At 67.5% G+C, this 20,787-nt stretch carries 18 protein-coding genes; 13 read left to right on the top strand and 5 right to left on the bottom strand.

Features of this window, described 5'->3' with window-relative positions:
* The first annotated feature begins 122 nt into the window (after positions 1–122).
* The 3 genes from ACLF6J_RS14620 to ACLF6J_RS14610 all read left to right on the top strand — a co-directional run bounded on the left by ACLF6J_RS14620 (position 123) and on the right by ACLF6J_RS14610 (position 3,834).
* The gene (locus tag ACLF6J_RS14620) at positions 123–1,277 is read left to right on the top strand and encodes an ROK family transcriptional regulator (RefSeq protein WP_134352181.1); all 1,155 of its coding nucleotides are present in this window, start codon (positions 123–125) and stop codon (positions 1,275–1,277) included.
* Positions 1,278–1,351: 74 nt separating this feature from the next.
* Positions 1,352–2,245, top strand: a complete 894-nt coding sequence (locus ACLF6J_RS14615; protein ID WP_134353888.1) for a formylglycine-generating enzyme family protein — start codon at positions 1,352–1,354, stop codon at positions 2,243–2,245.
* 86 nt (positions 2,246–2,331) lie between these two features.
* Positions 2,332–3,834: an arylsulfatase gene (locus ACLF6J_RS14610; protein ID WP_047524431.1), complete on the top strand. Its 1,503-nt coding sequence runs from the start codon at positions 2,332–2,334 to the stop codon at positions 3,832–3,834.
* 99 nt (positions 3,835–3,933) lie between these two features.
* Here the strand turns inward: ACLF6J_RS14610 and ACLF6J_RS14605 are convergent, their stop codons facing one another.
* The gene (locus tag ACLF6J_RS14605; protein WP_134352180.1) at positions 3,934–4,947 is read right to left on the bottom strand and encodes a LacI family DNA-binding transcriptional regulator; all 1,014 of its coding nucleotides are present in this window, start codon (positions 4,945–4,947) and stop codon (positions 3,934–3,936) included.
* 127 nt (positions 4,948–5,074) lie between these two features.
* On the opposite strand from ACLF6J_RS14605, the gene ACLF6J_RS14600 reads away from it, so the two are divergent.
* The 7 genes from ACLF6J_RS14600 to ACLF6J_RS14570 all read left to right on the top strand — a co-directional run bounded on the left by ACLF6J_RS14600 (position 5,075) and on the right by ACLF6J_RS14570 (position 14,660).
* Complete coding sequence (locus ACLF6J_RS14600) at positions 5,075–6,310, top strand: amino acid ABC transporter substrate-binding protein (RefSeq protein WP_197055682.1); 1,236 nt, start codon at positions 5,075–5,077, stop codon at positions 6,308–6,310.
* Between the two features lie 10 nt (positions 6,311–6,320).
* Positions 6,321–7,205 (top strand): branched-chain amino acid ABC transporter permease, encoded by an 885-nt coding sequence (locus ACLF6J_RS14595; protein ID WP_047524433.1) that lies wholly within the window; start codon positions 6,321–6,323, stop codon positions 7,203–7,205.
* Entirely contained in the window at positions 7,189–8,304 is a 1,116-nt protein-coding gene (locus ACLF6J_RS14590) for a branched-chain amino acid ABC transporter permease (RefSeq protein WP_244093512.1), read from the top strand. The genes ACLF6J_RS14595 and ACLF6J_RS14590 overlap by 17 nt, the downstream gene beginning before the upstream one ends.
* Positions 8,301–9,065 carry an ABC transporter ATP-binding protein gene (locus ACLF6J_RS14585; protein ID WP_208526477.1) on the top strand — a complete coding sequence of 255 codons (765 nt, stop codon included), beginning with the start codon at positions 8,301–8,303 and terminating at the stop codon, positions 9,063–9,065. The genes ACLF6J_RS14590 and ACLF6J_RS14585 overlap by 4 nt, the downstream gene beginning before the upstream one ends.
* A complete protein-coding gene (locus ACLF6J_RS14580; RefSeq protein ID WP_131492300.1) occupies positions 9,055–9,807 on the top strand; it encodes an ABC transporter ATP-binding protein in 753 nt (250 codons plus the stop codon). Before ACLF6J_RS14585 ends, ACLF6J_RS14580 begins: the two co-directional genes overlap by 11 nt.
* A 100-nt stretch (positions 9,808–9,907) precedes the next feature.
* Positions 9,908–14,089 (top strand): PQQ-dependent sugar dehydrogenase, encoded by a 4,182-nt coding sequence (locus ACLF6J_RS14575; protein ID WP_244093510.1) that lies wholly within the window; start codon positions 9,908–9,910, stop codon positions 14,087–14,089.
* 199 nt (positions 14,090–14,288) lie between these two features.
* Positions 14,289–14,660 (top strand): hypothetical protein, encoded by a 372-nt coding sequence (locus tag ACLF6J_RS14570; RefSeq protein WP_134352179.1) that lies wholly within the window; start codon positions 14,289–14,291, stop codon positions 14,658–14,660.
* On the opposite strand, the gene ACLF6J_RS14565 is transcribed toward ACLF6J_RS14570, so the two are convergent.
* Positions 14,629–15,363, bottom strand: a complete 735-nt coding sequence (locus ACLF6J_RS14565) for a GDSL-type esterase/lipase family protein (RefSeq protein ID WP_134352178.1) — start codon at positions 15,361–15,363, stop codon at positions 14,629–14,631. The two genes, ACLF6J_RS14570 and ACLF6J_RS14565, sit on opposite strands and share 32 nt — an antisense overlap.
* Before the next feature lie 86 nt (positions 15,364–15,449).
* Here ACLF6J_RS14565 and ACLF6J_RS14560 point away from each other — a divergent pair, with 86 nt between their 5' ends.
* Positions 15,450–16,211, top strand: coding sequence for a glycosyltransferase family 2 protein (locus ACLF6J_RS14560; protein WP_134352177.1), 762 nt, complete (start codon positions 15,450–15,452; stop codon positions 16,209–16,211).
* A 1-nt stretch (position 16,212) separates the two neighbouring features.
* Here the strand turns inward: ACLF6J_RS14560 and ACLF6J_RS14555 are convergent, their stop codons facing one another.
* Positions 16,213–17,103: an alpha/beta fold hydrolase gene (locus ACLF6J_RS14555; protein ID WP_244093506.1), complete on the bottom strand. Its 891-nt coding sequence runs from the start codon at positions 17,101–17,103 to the stop codon at positions 16,213–16,215.
* A 65-nt stretch (positions 17,104–17,168) separates the two neighbouring features.
* Positions 17,169–17,768 (bottom strand): TetR/AcrR family transcriptional regulator, encoded by a 600-nt coding sequence (locus ACLF6J_RS14550; RefSeq protein WP_134352175.1) that lies wholly within the window; start codon positions 17,766–17,768, stop codon positions 17,169–17,171.
* A 34-nt stretch (positions 17,769–17,802) separates the two neighbouring features.
* On the opposite strand from ACLF6J_RS14550, the gene ACLF6J_RS14545 reads away from it, so the two are divergent.
* Together ACLF6J_RS14545 and trpS are read left to right on the top strand one after the other, a co-directional pair.
* Positions 17,803–18,771: a DMT family transporter gene (locus ACLF6J_RS14545; protein ID WP_134352174.1), complete on the top strand. Its 969-nt coding sequence runs from the start codon at positions 17,803–17,805 to the stop codon at positions 18,769–18,771.
* Between the two features lie 140 nt (positions 18,772–18,911).
* Positions 18,912–19,955, top strand: coding sequence for a tryptophan--tRNA ligase (trpS, locus tag ACLF6J_RS14540; protein ID WP_134352173.1), 1,044 nt, complete (start codon positions 18,912–18,914; stop codon positions 19,953–19,955).
* A gap of 29 nt (positions 19,956–19,984) precedes the next feature.
* On the opposite strand, the gene ACLF6J_RS14535 is transcribed toward trpS, so the two are convergent.
* Positions 19,985–20,740 (bottom strand): methyltransferase domain-containing protein, encoded by a 756-nt coding sequence (locus ACLF6J_RS14535; RefSeq protein WP_047524441.1) that lies wholly within the window; start codon positions 20,738–20,740, stop codon positions 19,985–19,987.
* Positions 20,741–20,787: the final 47 nt, after the last annotated feature.

The raw sequence follows: 20,787 nt of genomic DNA, 5'->3' as shown, positions 1-20,787 counted from the left end.
ATGCTCCTTCGCACGGGCGCACGGCGGCGTGCGCGTATATGTTGTTGACAGCAACTTATACGGAGAAGAGCAGGATGTCCAGCCTCCTAGACTGAGACACCGAGCGGGAATGCGAGGACCACGTGACCGAACCCGGGGAGGGCGCCGCCGCCAAGGACGCGAACGGCGGGGTGCGTGCCGGCAACCTCGCCCGTGTGCTCCGTCTCGTCCATCTGGGCGGCGAGCAGTCGCGCGCCCAGCTGACCGCCGCGACCGGACTGAACCGCTCGACCATCGCGGACCTCGTCGCAGAACTCGCCGGTGACGGCTGGGTCGTCGAGCGCGAGCCGGGACCGGTGGGCCGGGTGGGGCGCCCGTCGCCCGTGGTCGCCGCAGCTCCGACGACGGTCGTGATCGCCGTGAACCCCGAGGTCGACGCGGTCGAGATCGCAGCGATCGACCTCGCGCGCACGATCGCGGTGCGGGAACGGATCGAGTCGACCTCAGTGCTCGGTGCGGATGAGGTGGCGCCCCTCATCGCCGGAGTGATCGACCGCTGGACGCGGGGTGCGCTCGCAGGGATGCGCGTGATCGCGGTGGGGGTGGCGGTGCCCGGTCTGGTGCGTGCCGCGGACGGACTCGTGCGCAATGCGCCGCACCTGGGATGGACCGATCTGCCGCTGCGTGCATCCATCGCCGCGGCGACCGGGCTCCCGGTGGCGGTGGGCAACGATGCGAGTCTCGGTGCGCTCGCCGAGCACCTGTTCGGTGCCGCCCAGGGCGTGGACGATCTCGTCTACCTCAACGGCGGCCCTTCCGGCATCGGCGGGGGGATCATCGTGCACGGGGCGCCGGTGGGCGGTGTGGGCGGATTCGCCGGTGAGTTCGGCCAGAACCGCGTCGACGTCTCCTCCGATGCGGTCCTGGAAGACGTCGTCAGCAGGGCGCGGTTGCTGGCGGCGCTCGGTCTCGCGGTCGCAGACGAGGCGACGCTCGCCAGCGCGCTCGCCGCGGCTGCCGATGAGGATGCCGTCCGCGCCGAGTGCTCCCGCCAGCGGGCCTTCCTCGCGCAGGCGATCGCCGACGCCGTCAACATCCTGAACCCCTCCGTCGTCGTCCTCGGCGGATTCCTCGCCCTCCTCGAGAGCGTCGACGCGGAGGGCTTCGCCGCGGACGTGGCAGCTCGAGCGATGACCGAGAACGCAGAAGGTCTGCGCATCCTCCCCGCCTCCCTCGCGGCAGACCGCCTGCTGTTGGGTGCCGCCGAACTCGCGTGGACGACCGCCCGCGTCATCTGACACCCCCTCCGAGAACACCCTGCAGCCGCGGAGAGTCGGACATTACGCTGAGTCACGTGACGAACTCGCGCGACATGGTCCACATCCCGGGCGGCACGTTCCTGATGGGGTCCGAGGATTTCTACCCCGATGAACGCCCGGTGCACGAGCGTGAGGTCGCCTCGTTCTTCATCGACCGCTATCAGGTGACCAACGCGCAGTACGCCGAGTTCGTGGACGCGACGGGGTACGTGACCGTCGCCGAACGGGAGCTCGATCCGGCCGCGTTTCCGGGCGCCGACCCTGCCGACCTCGTCCCCGGAGCGATGGTCTTCACGCCGACGTCGGGACCGACGAATCTCGGGGACTGGCGCAACTGGTGGCGTTGGCAGCCGGGAGCCTTCTGGCGTCGACCCTTCGGACCGGACTCCTCGATCGAGGACCGGATGCAGCATCCGGTCGTGCACGTCGCTTTCGAGGACGCGGTGGCGTACGCGGACTGGGTCGGGATGCGGCTGCCCACGGAAGCCGAGCACGAGTACGCGGCGCGCGGCGGCCTGGAAGGCGCGCCGTTCGCGTGGGGGGACGAGCCGTACCCGGGCGGCGTCGCCCAAGCGAACTCCTGGCTCGGTCGTTTCCCCTACGACAACCAGGGTGTCGGCGGCACAGCGCCCGTCGGTTCCTATCCGCCGAACGGCTACGGCCTGTACGACATGATCGCGAATGTGTGGGAGTGGACGACCGACTTCTACACCCCGCGGCACCTGCGGCTCTCCGACACCCCGGTCGATGCGGGGAAGCGGACGAACCTCCTGGCCGCAGCGAGCGCGCAGGAGGGTTTCCCCGGCATCCCCCGTCGCGTGCTCAAAGGTGGATCCCATCTGTGCTCGCCGGACTACTGCCTGCGGTTCCGGCCTGCCGCGCGCTCGCCGCAGGCGGAGGACACGGGGATGTCGCACATCGGCTTCCGCCTCACCCGCTCCGAGTGAGGCGTCCTGGGTTTCGGCCCGTGGACCTGTTTGGCTTCGACCGAGGGCATCCGCCCCCTCTCACCGGTTGAAGCAAGGAGTCACCCATGGCCGAGAAGCCCAACATCCTCATCATCTGGGGCGATGACATCGGCATCAGCAACCTGAGCACGTATTCCGACGGTCTGATGGGCTATCGGACGCCGAACATCGATCGGATCGCCGATGAGGGCGTGAAGTTCACCGACTACTACGGCGAGCAGAGCTGCACGGCGGGACGTGCGGCGTTCATCACCGGCCAGAACCCCTATCGGACCGGACTCACCAAGGTGGGGATGCCCGGCGCGAAGCTGGGCCTCCAGCCTGAGGACCCCACGATCGCGGACGCGCTCAAGCATCACGGCTACGCCACGGGGCAGTTCGGCAAGAACCACCTCGGAGATCGAGACGAGCACCTGCCCACCGCGCACGGCTTCGACGAGTTCTTCGGCAACCTCTACCACCTGAACGCGGAGGAGGAGCCCGAGCACCCGGACTACCCGACCGACGAGGAGTTCCCCGGCTTCAGCGAGAAGTTCCGCCCGCGTGGTGTGCTCCACAGCTGGGCGAACGCCGACGGAACGCAGCGGATCGAAGACACCGGACCGCTGACCAAGAAGCGCATGGAGACGGTCGACGAGGAGTTCCGCGATGCGGCGGCGGACTTCATCCGCACGCAGGCGGACGACGACACCCCCTTCTTCGTCTGGTTCAACTCCACCCACATGCACTTCCGCACCCACACCAAGGAAGAGAGCAAGGGGCAGGCCGGACGCTGGCAGTCGGAGTACCACGACACGATGATCGATCACGACGGCGTCGTGGGCAGTCTGCTCGACCTCCTCGATGAGCTGGGACTGGCCGAGAACACGATCGTCATGTATTCCACCGACAACGGTCCGCACATGAACAGCTGGCCGGATGCCGGCATGACGCCGTTCCGCAACGAGAAGAACTCGAACTGGGAGGGCGCCTACCGCGTGCCCGCGATGGTCCGCTGGCCGGGGCACATCCCCGCCGGGACGACGCTCAACGGGATCGTGAGCCACAACGACTGGTTCGTGACCCTGCTCGCGGCTGTCGGCGATACGGACATCGCGGAGCGGCTGAAGTCGGGCACGGACCTGCACGGGACCGAGTTCACGGTGCACCTCGACGGCAACAACCAGCTCGACTACATCACCGGTGCCGTCGATCAGAGTCCGCGCCGACACTTCTTCTACGTCTCGGATGACGGCGACCTCACCGCACTGCGCTTCGACAACTGGAAGCTCGTGTTCCTCGAGCAGCGCGCCTCCGGGACCCTGCAGATCTGGCAGGAACCGTACATCGAGCTGCGATTCCCGAAGCTGTTCAACCTCCGCACGGATCCCTACGAGCGGGCGGACATCACGTCGAACACCTACTGGGACTGGGTGCTCGACCGGATCTTCCTGTTCGTGCCGGCGCAGGCATATGTGGCGCGCATGCTGCAGACCCTCGCGGAATTCCCGGCCCGGCAGGAATCGGCGTCGTTCACGATCAACCAGGTCATGGAGAAGCTGGAGGCGTCGACCGCCGGCAGCTCCTGAGCCCCCTCCCGCGAGGCTCCGGTCGCGATATGGCAGCCAGAAATGGCCCGGAGGCTGTCATATCGCGACCGGAGCGACCGGAGTGGGGCGGAGCGGGGGTCAGCTCCGGGGCGGGCCGGAGGACTGACGGATGATGAGCTCGTGCGCGGTCGTGATCGTACGGGCCTCATCGCTCGCCGGGCGAAGGATGAGCGAGACCGCATGCTGCCCCATCTCGAACATCGGGATCCGCGCGGTGGTGAGCGCGGGGGCGACATCCGGTGCGACGGCGATGTCGTCGAAGCCGACCACCGACATCTCTTCCGGCACGCGGATGCCGTGCTGGCGCAGTTCGCTGAGAATGCCGATGGCCATGGCGTCGTTGAGGCCCACGATGGCCGTCACGTCCCGATCGAGCAGGTCTCTGGCCCCCGCGATGCCGCCCTCCCGGGTGAACTCCTGCGAGACCACGGTGAGTTCGACGTCGGTGTCGGCGGTGCCTTCGCGCAGACCCGCGATGCGGTCGGCGACCGTGTTGAGGTCCAGGGGCCCGGCGACGACGCCGATGCGGCGGTGTCCCAGCTCGGCGAGGTGACGGCCGACGGAGATACCGGCGCGGTGGTTGTCGGGGAGCACGGCGTCGACCGGAAGGTGGTGTCGACCGATGACGGCGGCGCGGCCACCGGCGAGCGTGAAGTCCAACAGGGCTTCGGACATGCCCAGCTCGCGGCGGTGGTCGGCGTAGCCGGAGCCGGCGATGATGATGGATCCCACGCGCTGGCGCAGCAGGGATTTGACCTGAGCGAGCTCGCTGTCGGGCGTGCGGTCGGCTTGTGCGATCTGCACGGAGCGGTTCTCGAGCGTCGCGCTGCGGATCACACCGCTCGCGATGTCCGAGAAGTAGGGGTCGCCGATCTCGTGCACGACGAGGCCGATCGTCGGGACGAGGCCGCCGGCGAGTCCTCGCGCGTGCATGTTCGGTTCGTAGCCGAGCCGATTGGCGATCGTTCTCACGTGTTCGGCGACCTCGGGCGATATCCCCGGTCCGCCCGTCATCGCCCGCGACGCACTCGCGAGGGAGACCCCTGCGGCTTCGGCCACATCAATGAGTCGTGGCGCGCCTTCACGCTTCACGAAACCTCCCCCTGTGGAGCAAGATCAACGCTGATTGCGAGGTAGGTTGCTCTTCGTTCTTCGATCCCACTATAGTGGCGGAAGCGCTTACGAAAGCGCTTTCGCTACGATGACGTAGGAGACTCGGATGACTGCACCCAGACACGGTCGACGGATCGCTGCGGCGATCGGGACGCTGTCGATCGCCGCGCTCACGGTTTCGGCCTGCTCGGCCCCCGGCGATGAGGCGGAGGGAGGTGGCTCGGACGATCCCATCGTCATCGGCATCTCGCTGCCGCTCACCGGCGACTTCTCCGAACCGGGCAAGGGTGTCGAGCGAGGCTACGAGGCCTGGCGCGACATCGTGAACGAGAGCGGGGGTCTCCTGGGCCGTCAGGTCGAGTTGAAGATCCTCGACGATCAGTCCAATGCCGACCGGGTGGTCTCGGACTACGAGTCGCTGATCGCCCAGGACGGCGTCGACCTGGTGTTCGGTCCGTTCTCGACGCGACTGGTCGTGCCCTCGGCGCGCGTCGCGCAGGAGTACGGGATGTTGTTCGTCGAGCCGGCCGGCGCTGCCGAGGAGGTCTTCGAGCAGGGTTTCGACAATCTCTTCTACGCGGCACCGGCCATCGCGAACGACCACTACAACAACCTCGCGGACTATCTGCTGGCCCTTCCTGAGGACCAGAGGCCGGAGACGGCCGCGGTCGCGGCGATGGACGACCCCTTCGCCCAGGGCACCGCCTACGGACTCCGGGACAAGCTCGAAGAGGCCGGCGTCGAGATCCTCGTGAACGAGGTCTACCCGCCGAACACCACGGACTTCTCCACGATCGCCGCGAAGATCGCGCAGTCGGATGCCGACATCGTGATCGGCGGCACGCAGTATCAGGATGCCGTCAACCTCATCATCGCGCTGCAGCAGCTGAACTATCAGCCGGAGCTCGCGGCGTTCTCGACCGCTCCGACGAATCCGGAGTTCGCCGCCGCGATCGGTGGTGCGACCGAAGGCATCCTCGCCCCCACGGGGTACTCGCCGAAGTCCCAGTTCCCCAGCAACATCGAGTTCGTCGAGAAGTACACCGAGATGCACGGCAACCCGCCGTCCGAGGACGAAGCCAATGCCTACACGACCGGTCAGGTCGTCGCGGCTGCGGTCGAGGCCGTCGGCTGCGCCGAGCAGGGGGACTGCCAGCAGGAGCTCATCGATTGGCTGCGGGACAACTCCGTCGACACGGTCGTCGGAGAACTCAGCTGGGATGAGACCGGCAAGCCCACGGGTGCGCACCTGATCCAGCAGTGGATCGACGGCGAGATCCTGATCGTCCTCCCCGAGGACGTCAAGGAAGCCGAGTTCCTCTACCCGAAGCCGACGTGGTGATCCGCACATCGTGAGTGGAGCACTGCTGCTGCAAAGCCTGATCCTCGGTGTCCTGCTGGGAGGGCTCTACGCCCTCCTGGCGGCCGGGCTCACGCTGTACTTCGGGATCATGCGCGTGGTCATGATCGCGCACTCGGCCTTCCTCATCCTGGCCGCCTACCTCGCGTGGTGGTTCAACAGGGAGACCGGGATCGATCCGCTCGTGTCGCTCGTCGTCACGGTGCCCCTGTTCTTCGTGACCGGTGTCGTGATGCAGCGGCTGCTGGTGTCGAGGCTCAAGCCCTTGACGCTGACCATGATGTCGGTGCTGCTCACGTTCGCGGTGGCGCTGATCATCGAGGGAGCGCTCGGGTTCTTCTTCACCGGTACCCAGCGGCGCATCCCGCTGCCGTACGCCAGCGCCAGCCTCGAGGTGTTCGGCGCGCAGGTGCCGGTGGTCAAGCTCATCGCCTTCGGTCTGGCGGCCGTGGCCCTCGCTCTCCTCTTCGTGCTGCTCAAGTACACGAAGTTCGGTCAGGCGCTGCGGGCGACCATCCAGCATCCGGAAGCCGCACGGCTGGTCGGCATCAACACCGATCGTGTCGCCGGCTACGGGTTCGGTCTCGGACTGGCGACGGCGGCGATCGGCGGAACCGCGCTCTCACTCGACGCCACGATCTACCCCTCGCTCCACTGGCACTGGATCGGACCGCTCATGGCGATCATCGTCGTCGGAGGGCTCGGCAGCATCCCCGGTGCCGCGATCGCGGCGCTCATCCTCGGCGTCGCGCAGAGCCTGCTCCAGCTTCCGCTGGGGCCGACCTGGGCGCAGACGGTCTTCTACGTCGCGCTCTTCGCCACGCTCATGTTCCGCCCGCAAGGTTTCTTCGGAGGTCGTCTTGCCCAGCGTTTCTAGCAGAGAGCCGATCGCCACCGAGACGGTCGTGATCGCGCCACCCGCTCCCGTGCGGAGAAGGTCGACGACGTGGGTGAAACTCGTCCTCCTCGTCGTCGGAGCCGCGCTCGTCCTCTCTTTCCCCACGATCGCCCCGAACCCGTACATCCTCTCGGCGGGCGTGGTGATCCTCAACTACGCCGTGCTGTCGACGGGGTGGAACTTCATGGGCGGGTTCACGGGATACATCTCCCTCGGACACGCCGCGTACTTCGGGCTCGGCGCCTACGGCACCGGTCTGCTGATCAAGTTCCTCGACCTTCCCGGATTCCTCGCCTGGATCGTGGCAGCCGTGATCGTGGCGATCATCGCGATCCCGATCGGCATCGCCGCCCTTCGCGTCCGCGGCGCCTCCTTCGTGATCGTCTCGATCGCCTTCGTGCTGATCATGCTGCTGGTGTTCCAGAGCTGGCGCGACGTGACCGGTGGATCCGAGGGCCTGAACGTCCCGCGTCCGTTCGACGTTCTGCGGCCGGAGCACCACCGCATCTTCTACTACCTGTTCGCGGGACTCCTGGCGTTCGCGCTGGTGGTGTGGTGGATCATCGATCGGTCCAAGTTCGGCACGGCGCTCAAGTCGGTCCGCGAGGACGAGGACAAGGCGCAGTCGCTCGGTGTTCCGACCACGCGGTACAAGCTGATCGCCTACGTCCTGTCCGCGCTCTTCGTGGCGCTCGGAGGTGGTCTGTACGCGCTGTGGTTCGGCGACCTGGATCCGATCTTCCAGTTCTCGATCCTCATCGGCTCCTACATGGTGCTCATGGCGCTGCTCGGCGGGGTGCGGAACCTCTTCGGCCCGCTGCTCGGCGCCGTCGTGGTCGGGGTCGCCCTCGAGTACTTCAAGCTCGAGTTCGGAGACACGCAGTTCCACCTCATCGCCACCGGCATCCTGCTCGGCATCGTCGTGCTCTTCATGCCGGACGGCATCATCCCGGCCGTGAAGGGGCTCTTCACCCGCTCGTCGAACGCGGCCTCGATCCGTGAGGTCACCGCCGGCGAGCTGCTCGAGCAGAACAAGACGCGAACAGCGGACGCTTCGACGAAGGAGACGTCGTCATGAACGCCCCCACGGCACAGCCCATGACCACACTCGAAAGCCTGAGCACGGTCTCGATGACGAAGTCGTTCGGCGGCGTCACCGCGGTCGACGGCGCCACGGTCACTTTCCAGGAAGGCAAGGTCAATGGTCTGATCGGGCCGAACGGCTCGGGCAAGACCACCTTCTTCAACTGCGTGACCGGGATGATCAAACCCGACTCCGGAGAGGTGCGCTACCGAGGGCAGGCGATCACGCGCAAGTCGCCCGACCGCATCGCGCGCGCCGGCATCGGGCGCAGCTTCCAGCTGTGCCGGGTGTTCCCGCGCATGACGGTGATGGAGAACCTGCTCGTCGCGGTGCGCAGCACGAACATCCGTCAGCAGCTCCGTTCGGCGCACGATCCGGAGGAGCTCGAGCGGGCGCGCAACTGGCTTCGACGCGTCGGAATCGACCACCTCGAGCACGCCGAGGCGCGAAACCTCAGCTACGGACAGCAGAAGCTCCTGGAGCTGGCAGGTGTGCTCATGGGCGAGCCCGACACGATCATGCTCGACGAACCCGCCGGAGGGGTGAACCCCGCGCACATCGGCCGCATCGCCACGCTCGTGCGCGAGCTCAACGAAGAAGGCAAGACGTTCATCATCGTCGAGCACAACATGGAGATGGTCATGAGCCTGTGCGACCACGTCGTGGTCTTCGACCGCGGCCGCCAGATCGCCGAGGGAACCCCGGAGATCATCCAGCAAGACCCCCGAGTCCTGGAGGCCTACCTTGGAGTCTGAAGCGAAGAATCTGCTCGAGCTGCGCGACATCGAGGCCGGATACGGTCGTGCGGCCCTCGTGCTCCGCGGTCTCACGGTCGAGGTGCCGCCCGGGTCGGTGGTCTGTCTGGTCGGTCCGAACGGAGCAGGCAAGTCGACGGTGCTCAAGGTGGCCAGCGGCATGCTCAAGCCGCGGTCCGGAAGCATCCGCGTCGATGACCGCGACATCACCGGTGAAGGACCGCAGTCGATGCTGCGTCACGGGCTTGCACACGTCCTCCAGGGGCACAGTGTGTTCCGTGAGATGACGGTCGGCGAGAACGTGATGCTCGGTGCGTTCACGCTGAAGGACCAGACGGTCATCCAGGAGCGCATCGAGTTCGTCCAGAACCTGTTCCCGATTGTCGGGGAACGGTGGAAGCAGCTCGCGGGTCTCCTCTCCGGCGGTCAGCAGAAGCAGGTCGAGTTCGCACGCTCGCTCATGGTCAGCCCCAAGGTGGTGCTGCTCGACGAGCCGTCGATGGGACTCGATCCCAAGACCACGGAGAAGGTGTTCGAGCAGATCGTGCGGATGCGCGATGCCGGCACCGCCGTTCTGCTCGTCGAGCAGAACGCGCGGAGGGCGCTTGAGACCGCGGACATCGGTTGTGTCCTCGATCTCGGTCGCGTGCACATCTCCGGTCCGGCTTCCGAGCTTCTCGCAGATCCGACACTCGCCGCTCTGTACCTGGGCGGCAAGCCCTCGGTCACCGACGCGGGCTGAGGCCCTTCGTTCCTGCTCCTCCGCTGCAGTGCCGCCCCGGAGGAGACGCACGGCACTTATCGGCACGACACCGCACGACGATGACGTTGAGAGGTCTGTGATGCACGAACGAACCCTGCGACCGGCGAACCGCGAGACCCGAGCGGATGCGCCTCCGCGCTCCCTAAGACTTCGAAGGTCTGCAGCCGTGGTGGCCGCGGCGACCGTGGCCGGAGCCCTGTTGACGGCGGTTCCTGCGGCCGCCGCGGAACCCTTCACCGAGCTGATCGACTTCGAGGCATATGAACGGGTCGCGTTGAACGGGCAGGACGGGTGGGTGGCCTCGACGGCCCCGCGTGTGGTCGCCGACCCGTTGAACGGCAACAACCAGGTCGTCGAATCCGTCGGCGGAGGGCAGCAGTCGTACCGGGAGATCCCCGCGATCGCACAGGGAGAGACCGGCACGTTGTTCTTCCGGTTCCTGCGCACCGGGAGCGTGGACACCTCGTTCGGCCTCACCGATGTGGACGCGCCGAACGACTACGTGCACAGCCGGGCCTACGTGAACAATCAGAACGACGACATCCTTCGCGTGCGTGACGGCGGAGCGTTCAAGCCCGCCGGTGTCTGGTCTCGTGACGCCTGGCAGTGCGTCTGGATCGTCGCCGACAATGCGGCCGACAAGGTCACCGTCTACAGCCAGGGCGGTGCGTACGAAGAGAGGACCCGCCTGCCCGAGGGCACCGAGCAGCAGTTCGGCTTCCGTCAGGCGGTGAACGGCGCACTCGATCGATTCTTCTGGAAGAACGGCGCATCGAGCACAGGACGACTGCTGCTCGACGACGTGGCTGTCGACACCACGGGGGAGAACCTCGCGATCGCCACCGGGAACCCGGGTGACTGCGCACCCGGAGGCACCGCGACCGAACCCCTGCTCAACCCGCTCCCCGATCCCGCGCTCGCCGACCTCGGAATCGAGGTGACCGAGCTGGCGCAGCTGCCGGAGTCGCACACGACCCCGGCCACGCAGGACCAGCGCCTCGTGCGCCACAACCGGATCACGCACCTCGACGAGGTGCCCGACGGCTCCGGTCGGCTGATGGTGCCGGACAACAACGACATCCTGTACCTGGTCGACAAGGAGTCGGGCGAGTACGTTCCCTACCTCAACGTCCGCGACGAGTTCATCGACAATTTCCACAACAGCGCAGGCCTCGGCACCGGTCTGGGGTCGGCGGAGTTCCACCCCGACTTCGCCGAGAACGGGCTCTTCTACACGGTGCACACCGAGGGCGGATCGGCTCTCACGGAGGACACTCCCGACTTCCCCGCCTTCGGGAACACCGCCTTCCACAGCGTGATCACCGAGTGGAAGGCCGACGACCCGTCTGCGGAGACCTTCGCGGGCACACACCGCGAGGTGATGAGGATCCCGTTCGCCGGTCGTGTCCACACCGTGCAGCAGATCGCCTTCAACCCGACCGTCTCGGCCGGTGACGCCGACTACGGCAACCTGTACGTGCTCGTGGGCGACGGCGGCAACGGGGTCGGCAACGGCAATCCGCAAGACCTCGCCACACCGCAGGGCAAGATCCTCCGGGTGGACCCGACCGGCGACGACAGCGCGAACGGCGAATACGGTGTGCCGACGGACAACCCGTTCGTCGACGAGTCAGATGCCCTTCCGGAGATCTTCGCCGTCGGCATGCGGGACCCCCACCGCATCAGCTGGGACCCCGAGGGCGACCACACGATGTACCTCGCCCACATCGGCGAATGGCAGGTCGAGTCGATCTACGCGGTCGAACCCGGGGACAACTTCGGTTGGTCTGTTCGCGAGGGATCCTTCGTGGCCGACAACCGGCAGATCTTCCCGCTTCCGGAGGACGATGCGGAGAACGGCTTCACCTATCCCGTCGCGGCCTACGATCACAATCGCGATCCCGGTCAGACCGGCGACGCGGGAGTGGCCGTGAACGGCGGATTCGTCTACCGCGGCGAGATCGCGGAGCTGCAGGGGCGCTACCTCTTCACCGATCTGGTGCGCGGGTGGGTGCTCTCCACCGATGCGGAGGAGATGATCCGCAACGACGGCGACATCGGTGACCTCGCCACGATCGAGGAGCTGCGGGTGTTCGCAGACGGCGAGGAGACGACGTTCCAGGACCTGGTCGGCGACAAGCGCGTCGATCTGCGATTCGGCTCCGACGCCGACGGCGAGCTCTACCTCGTGTCGAAGGCGAACGGGAAGATCTGGAAGGTCACCGGTGCGCGGACCGTCGACGAGCCCTCGTCACCGTTCGTGCTCCCGGCGCTCGCTCCGAACCTCGTCACGCACTACGACTTCGATCACCCCGATGCGGCGAAGCCGACCATCGAGACCGATCAGGGTCGCTCCGGTACCGACATCTCCCTGATCAACGGCGGAATCGAGATGCGGGTCGCCGATCGTGCCTATCCGGGCGCGGGCGAGGCGCTGCAGACGCAGCAGATGAGTCCGCGGACGGCGTCGAACGACGACTGGAAGGCGGGCATCTACGACGCCGACGGTGTCGAGTCGCTGGACAGGTTCGCCGGCACGGACAAGGCGTCCGTCATGGGCTGGTTCAAGCCCACCGGCGATCACCCGGCGCTGAACTCGGGCACGACGAATCCGGACGACGTGTACAACGCGATCGGTCTCGCGGGGGTGTTGACCGGAACGTCGGACGGACACGCGGTGCGCGCGTTGCTCGAGGTCATCACGGTCGGGGGCGAGCTCAAGCTCGTCGCGCTCGGGCGACGCGTCGACGGTGCCGGCTCGTGGACGTTCGCGGCCGATCTGCCCTGGAACGAGATCCTCAAGAAGGGGCACTGGGTGCACCTGGCGGCGACCTTCGACTTCGGGAAGGGCGAGATGAAGCTCTTCATGAACGGCGAGGAGCTCGCGGGGAAGTACACCGCAGCCAATCCGTGGGGTGAGGGCTCGACGTCCGACACCGCGCCTGCGGGCATCAAGATCGGCGGGAGCTTCCCGCAGAACACCAGAGAGGCCAATCCGTTCAACGGACGGATGGACGACATCATGCTGCTCGACACGGTGCCCACGGCCGAGCAGGTGGCCGCGCAGTATGCGCTGTACGACGTGCCGGAGGTCGAGCCTCCGACGCCGCCGACCTGCACGCCGGACGGCACCGTCATCACCGATGTGATGTCGCAGGATGACTGGGAGCCGAAGACCCCTGCCAAGTGGGACTTCCCCGGTGACCAGGTCATCCTCACGGAAGCGGGGACGAACCCGAACGACGGGATCCGCCGTCCGTTCGAGTACGCCGTGCTCACCGAGGGCCCGGAGCTCGGTTCGTTCGATCTCACCGGCCAGGTGCGCCTCGACGAGAAGGCGTCGGTCAACAACCGCGATGTGATCATCGTCTTCGGGTGGAAGTCCGACACGGAGTACTACTACGCGCACCTCTCGCAGGACAACTCCATCTATGCCCACAACGGCATCTTCAAGGTCAATGGTGCCGACCGCGAGCGGATCGACGACCAGTGGGATGGAACGGTCGGAGCGCCACCGGCTGTCACCGACGAGGAGTGGCACGAGGTGCGGCTGCTCCGATGCGCGGACAGCGGTGACATCGCCGTCTTCGTGGACGGGATCGACACACCGCTGATGACGGCGAACGACAAGACGTTCACCGAGGGGCGTGTGGGCTTCGGCTCATTCGACAACTTCGGACGCCTCCGTGATCTGTCGGTCACCATGGCGGCGACGGACACCACCGCGCCCACGGCGACCGTGAAGAGCGGCGCGACGTTCACCGTGGGGAGGGACGGCGTCTACAGCAAGGTGTCGTTCACGCTCCACGATGACGGAAAGGTCGACCGGTTGACGCTCAACGGCGTCGAGAAGGATCTGACGAACAACGCCTGGTCCGATCTGAACGCGGTGGTGCCCGGCGCCTTCGGCGCGGTGGAAGGCGCGAACACGCTGGTCGTGTACGATGTCGCGGGCAACGCGACGACCGTCCGCTTCACCCTCGATGCGACGGCTCCCACGGTTACGGTCAAAACGGGCGGCTCCTTCACGGTCGGTGCGAACGGCACGTACAGTCTGGTGTCGTTCAAGCTCCACGATGCCGGGAAGGTGGATCGCCTGACCCTCAACGGGGTGGCGAAGGATCTGACGGACAACGCGTGGTCCGATCTCAACGCCGTGAAGCCCGGTGCCTTCGGAGCCGTCGCCGGCGCGAACACGCTGGTCGTGTACGACGTCGCGGGCAACGCGACGACGGTCCGCTTCACCGTGACGGCCGGGTAGTCGCGTCGGCGGATGCGGGGTGCCCATCGCCCCGCATCCGCCGACTGCCGGAACCCTGCTCCCATGCCCACCCCAGCATCCCCGGCTACCCTCGGTGACATGCGCCGTCTCCTCGNCCCCCCCCCCCCCCCCCCCCCCCCCCGACTGCCGGAACCCTGCTCCCATGCCCACCCCAGCATCCCCGGCTACCCTCGGTGACATGCGCCGTCTCCTCGTTCTGCCCCTCGTGCTCGCTGCCGGATTCCTCGTCGCCGGATGCTCGCAGGTCACGCAGCTGGCCGGTGATGCTCTCGGCGTCGACGTGCAGGCGACGTGCGCGACGATCGACGATGCCTACGGTCAGTACCAGGCGCTGCTCGAGCAGGGCGAGGTGTCGGCGGAGCAGGCGGATGCGGCGCGGGATCAACTGGTCGCGTCGCTCGACGGGCTCGCGGACGGTGTCGACGGGGCGCTGGGCGATGCCATCCGCTCCGGTGCCGAGAAGATCAGCGGGATGACCGATCTGCGGGCACCCGAGGCCATCGAAGCGGTCGAGCAGCTCAAGGAGTCGGCGTCGGCGTTCTGCGGCTGAGCCGGATCGCGCCGGCGACCGTGGCAGCGACGAGCGCGCTGGAGCGGGCGCCGAGGTGGATGCCGTCGCGGTGGCTCGTCACGGTCCGGGCGGTGACCTCGAAGACGTCGATCAGGTCGATGCGGAGGTCGCTCGCCACGCGTCGCACCAGCGGGGCGACCTCGCTCGTGATGATCCGCTCATCGACGCCGCGGCGGTTCTCGAAGGCGACGGGCGGCGTCAGGAGGAACACGGTCGCTCCCCGTGCGCGGTAGCGTTCGGCGAAGTCGGCCAGCTCCGACGCGTATCGGTCCGGATTCCAGTTGTCGCCACGCGCGTCGTTCGAGCCGAGCATGATGAGCACGATGTCGGGCTGGGACTCGAGCGATGCTGCGGCGTGCGGACTCTCGTCGTATGGCCAGTCGCCGTCGCGTTGCAGGGTGCGCCGGTTCACGCCGTAGTTGAGCACCTGATATCGGTCGCCGAGGATCTGCTGGAGGCGGCCGGGGTACGCGCGCCGCGCCCGGCCTCGGAACAGCACGCCCGCGCCGTACGTGTTGCTGTCGCCGACGGCGGCGACTCGGATCCGGTCTTCTCTGAGGCGGGGGACCGGCGGATACATGATCCTTCGATACATCACAGCGATGGTGCCCGCCAGGAGGGCGACGCTCGCAGCGGCCGCGAGGATCCTCCGGCGCGCGTCGGACAGCACGGGACGGATCATCCGTCCATCCTCTCTCAATCCCCGTACCTGCGGGGGAAGGAGGGGAGACTGTCACTGAGTGCTGAGACGTGCAGAACAGGAGAGCGATGACGACCGTGTTCCCTCGTTCCGTCTCCGTCGTCATCCCGGTGCGCAACGACGCCCTCCTCCTGGAAGAGTGTCTCCGCGCCCTGGAGCGGCAGACGCGCAGAGCCGATGAAGTCATCGTCGTCGACAACGGCAGTACGGATGACACCGTTGCGGTCGCCGAACGGCACGGAGCGCGCGTCGTGTCGGAACCCGTGCAGGGGATCCCTCGCGCCTCGTCGGCCGGCTATGACGCGGCGTCGTGCGACATCATCGCGCGCCTGGACGCTGATTCCCGCCCCGGACCGGACTGGATCGAGCGGATCGAGCGGACGTTCCGCGAACGCGACGACCTCGACTTCGTCACAGGCGACCCGCGCTTCTACGGCTCGACGCCGCTCGTGCACTGGGTGGGAGAACGCCTCTACATCGGTGGCATGTACGCCGCCCTCACTCCGCTGCTCGGACACGCGCCCCTCTTCGGCTCAAACATGGCCATGCGGGCCGAGACCTGGCGGATCCTGAGCGGTGAGGTGCACCGCGAGCCGCAGAACATCCACGACGACTTCGACCTGTCGTTCCACATCCGACCCGGGATGACCGTGCTGCGTGACCGTCGTCTCGTCGTCGAGGTCTCGGCACGGCCGTTCCAGGACTGGGCTTCGCTTCGACGTCGGCTGAGCTACGTGCTTCCGACCGTGCGGCTGCATCTGCCGCAGGAGGCGCTGTATCGGCGACGGCAGGCCCGGCGGCGGGCGGAGGCGTCGGCGCGCGGCCGGTGAGTCAGCCGCGGGCGCGAGCGTACAGGTCGAGCAGATCCGCCGTCAGCTGGTGTGGCGTGGTCTCGCTCGGGCTGTGCCCTGTCGCATAAGCACGGAAATCGGCATCGATTTCGCGGGCGAACCTCTGGTGGGCGGCCAGCGGCCACAGGTCGTGCGCGCCGGCGACCACGAGTTTGGGCACCGGGAGTGCGCGCACGCTGCTGCGCAGGTCGGGCGTCGCCATCATCAGCCCGATGATCTCGTCGACGCTGCGCCTCCGTGTGAGGGCGAACCGGGATCGCACGAACTCGAGCCGCATGGGCGGCACCCGGTTCTTGTTCGTCACGATGCCCCAGATCATCAGGCCGGCACCGCGCCGCGGGCTCGCGATCGGGGCGATCGGACCCAACCACTTCATGGTGGCGAAGACGTTGCCGGCGCCCGGGGGAGTCGTGAGAAGGGCGAGCGAGAGGACGAGCTCAGGACGGCGGATCGCCACGGACTGCGCGATCGTGCCCGCGAACGAATAGCCCAGCAGATGGGCCGGGGCACCTGCCTCGAGGAACGCGACGAGGTCGTCGATGAACAGGTCGTACGTGTAGGCCCGGTCCGCGCCGGCGGCATGCGATTCGTACTGGCCGGCGAGGTCGAAGGACTGCACGAAGTATCCGGCCTGTGCCAGAAGCGGCAGCATCAGCGCGAAATCCTCTTTGGATCCCGTCGCACCCGGCACCAGGACCGCACGAGGATGCGTCGGATCACCGAGCGACACGACGGCCAGCTCACCACTCGGCGCCGAGAACCACGACCTCACCGAGCCGGCGGGCGGAATCGTCCAATCGATGTCACCGATCGCGGCATCGAGCGCGGCGGCGGATCCGGCTGCCCGCTCACTTCGCGAATCCGTCGACACGCTGACACGGTACTCCCGCGCTCCGGTGCGCGGGCGGAGCGCGCGCCGGGAGATGCGCGGGCCGGTCAGTGCGCCCGGTCCTGCTCCAGCATCATCCGGGCGAGGCTGCGGGCCGAGTCCCATGGTCGGTCGAAGGTCTCCATGCCGACCGTGACGATCGCCCCCTCGTAGAGCAGCATCATGGCCTGCGACATCTTCTCCGGGTTCGAGACGCCCGCTTCCTGGCACAGTTCGGCGAAGAGTTCGAGCAACCAGCTCTTCTGCCGAGCGACCTCGGGGAAGACGGGGTGGCCGTCGTGGCCGTCGCCGATCTCTGCGCGCGCGTTGATCGCGCTGCACCCCTTCGGGCTGTTGGCATCCGACCAGGAGATCGCGGCGTCGAAGATGGCCAGGATGCGCTCCGCGCCCGGATCCGGGACGCGAGCGAGGTGCTCGGCGACGTGGGCGCGCCAGCGCGCATCGCGGTGTTGCAGGTAGGAGACGACCAGGACTTCTTTCGAACCGAACCGGTCGTAGAGCGTCTTCTTCGTGACGCCGGCGGCTTCCGCGATCGTGTCGACTCCGACGGCGTGGATGCCGCGTTCGTAGAAGAGCGCTGATGCGGCGTCGAGCACGCGGGTGGCACCCGGTGTGAGGGGAGCGAGCTCAGGGATGGGGACGGCCATGACACCGAGTATACCAACCTGTATAGTCGAGCAGATGAGTAAACAGATCGGTATACTTCACATCGGTGTCACAGTCGCGGCCTCCGTGGCGTTCGTCGTGACCTGGAGCTCCGGCTTCCTCGTGCCCGCGCTCGCCGCGGTGGAAATCTCGCCGTTGAGGTTGCTGGTGTGGAGGTTCGTGCCTCTCGCTGTGATCCTGCTGGCCGTGGTCGGGTTCACCGGTGCGGCACGGGGTCTCTCCGCGGCCGACGTGCGGCGTCAGGCGCTCATCGGCCTGTTCGCCCAGTTCGGCTATTGTGTCGCCGTCTACGGAGCGATCGCCTCCGGTGTCGCTACCGGTACCACCGCCCTGATCGATGCCGTGCAGCCGCTCATCGTCGCGGTGCTCGTCGGCCCACTGCTCGGGTTGAGGGTGCGCGCGGCGCAGTGGGCCGGACTCCTGGTCGGCGCGGTCGGGGTCCTCCTGATCGTGCGCACGCAGCTTGACGGCTCCGCCGCGCATCCGGCCGCGCTTCTGTGGCCTGCGACGGCGATGGCCTGCCTCATCATCGGCACGTTCCTCCAGCGTCGGTCCCGACCACGGACGGGCACCCTCGTCACCTTGACCATCCACGTGACGGTCACTGCCGCGGTGCTCGTGCCGGTCGCTGCGGCCTTCGAGGCGCTCGCACCGCCGTCATCCGCCTCTTTCTGGCTCGCCGCCGGATTCGCGGCCGTGTTCCCGACACTTGCGGCGTACGGCCTGTACTGGTGGCTGCTGCGTCGGGTCGGCATCACGGCGCTGAACGCCCTGCTCTTCCTGATCGCGCCGACGACGGCACTCGCGGGTGCCGTGCTTCTCGGCGAGCCGCTGACGATCGTGACACTCCTCGGCTTCCTCCTCTGCGCGGTGGGCGTGGCGGCGGTGCTCGTCGGCGAGGCTCGGCCCGCAGGTGCGGTCGATCGCGGGCCCGTCCGGGTGAGAATGCGGCCGAGGCGTGGAGCTGGCGAGGCTGCGCGCTAGCATCGACTCCATGAACTTCAACCTCTCCGCATGGTGGTGGCTGCACTAGCGGCCGGTTGAAGTGTGTTCACGGGCTGCACGGCAGCTCGTGGCAGCACGCGAGGACTCCGTGTGGCTCCCTATCGATGGGAGAAAGACCGATGGAGTCCTTCATTGCGACGGCGCAGCGCTCGGCGGAGGTCGCGGCCGCCGTGGACCGACACCCGGAGCGGTTCCGAGTGCTCACGGGGGAGCGGCCGACCGGACCGCTGCACCTGGGCCACTACTTCGGGACGATACGGGAGCGCGTCCGGCTGCAACAAGCCGGAGTCGAGACATTTCTCGTGCTCGCCGACTACCAGGTCATCACCGACCGCGATACGACGGACAACGTCCGTGAGAACGTCCACGGTGCCGTGCTCGACTACCTCGCCGCCGGAATCGACCCGGAGCGCACCACGATCTTCACGCACTCCTCGATCCCTGCTCTGAATCAGCTGCTGCTGCCGTTCCTCAGTCTCGTCACAGAGGCGGAACTGCACAGGAACCCGACGGTCAAGTCGGAGTACGCGGCGTCCGGCCGCGCGCTGAGCGGTCTGCTGCTGACGTATCCGGTGCACCAGGCGGCCGACATCCTCTTCTGCAAGGGCAACCTCGTTCCGGTCGGGAAGGACAACCTGCCGCACGTCGAGATGACCCGGGTGATCGCCCGACGGTTCAACGAGCGCTACGGCGAGCTCTTCCCTGTGCCGGATGCGCTCGTCACGGCGACACCGGAGGTGCCGGGGTTGGACGGACGGAAGATGTCGAAGAGCTACGGCAACGCGATCTCCCTCTCGATGACACCGGAGGAGACCGTCGCGGCGATCCGCCGAACACGGACGGACCAGGAACGGCGGATCACGTTCGATCCCGAAGCGCGTCCGGGTGTCTCCGCACTGCTGACGACGGCTGCCTTATGCCTGGATGTCACGCCCGCCGAGCTCGCGGACGACGTCGGTGACGCGGGAAGCAACGCGCTGAAGACCGTGACCGCCGCTGCGGTGAACGACTTCCTGGCGCCGATGCGTGAGCGCCGGCGGAGTCTTGCCGCAGACGGCGAGCTGGCGCGCTCGGTTCTCCGCCGGGGGAACGAGCGTGCGAATGCGGAGGCGGAAACGACGTTGGACGAGGTGCGTGAGGCGATGGGGACCGTGTACTGCTGAGACGCCGAGCCCCGAGCCCCGAGGCGCCGCTACGGGCGTCGGGCCTCGATCAGGTGACGGGTCGAATGCGCGACGAACGGTCCGTCGGCCTGGATCCTGTCGTGCAGGTCACGGAGCCGGTCGAGACTGTTCTCGACCGTGAACCCGGGCACCCACCAGATCACCTTGCGGAGCAGGTAGACCGCCGCGGCGACGTCGTGGATCTCGATGCGAAGCCTCGCGGTTCGCAGATCGATGACCTCGAGCCCCGCAGCCCGTGCGGCGTCGGCCTCGTCGTCGGGGTGGCGTCCGCGGCGCGCTTCCGGCTGGGGGCCCAGGAAGAACTCGATCAGCTCGAACGCGCTCGCTGGCCCGACGTGTTGCGCGAAGTAGGTTCCGCCCGGCGTCAGCACCCGTGCGATCTCCGACCACCAGATCGTCGCCGGATGCCTGCTGGTGACGAGGTCGAAGGCTTCATCGCCGAACGGTAGTGGCGGCTCGTCGGGGTCCGCGACGACCACCACGCCGCGAGGATGCAGGAGCCGCGTCGCGCGACGCACGTTCGGTGGCCAGGACTCGGTCGCCACGGCGGCGGGCGGGAAGGCCGCGGCCTCGGCGAGAACCTCCCCGCCGCCGGTCTGGATGTCGAGCGACGCGGACGCACCGCCGAGGCGCTCGGACAGGAGGCGGGCGTAGCCCCACGGAGGTCTCTCCTCGGTGGCTCTTCCGTCCAGCCAGCCGAAGTCCCATCCGGTCACGTCGGCTGTCCTTCCGGCTTCGATCAGTGCCTCGAAGGAATCGGTCATGGATCGATTCTCTCAGCGACCACCCCACCGGAGCCTTTAGTTGCACT

Origin of the sequence: Microbacterium sp. IO18, from assembly GCF_049099505.1 — a bacterium.
Taxonomy (GTDB): Bacteria; Actinomycetota; Actinomycetes; order Actinomycetales; family Microbacteriaceae; genus Microbacterium; species Microbacterium aurugineum.
This window is presented reverse-complemented; position numbering and strand designations above follow the sequence as displayed.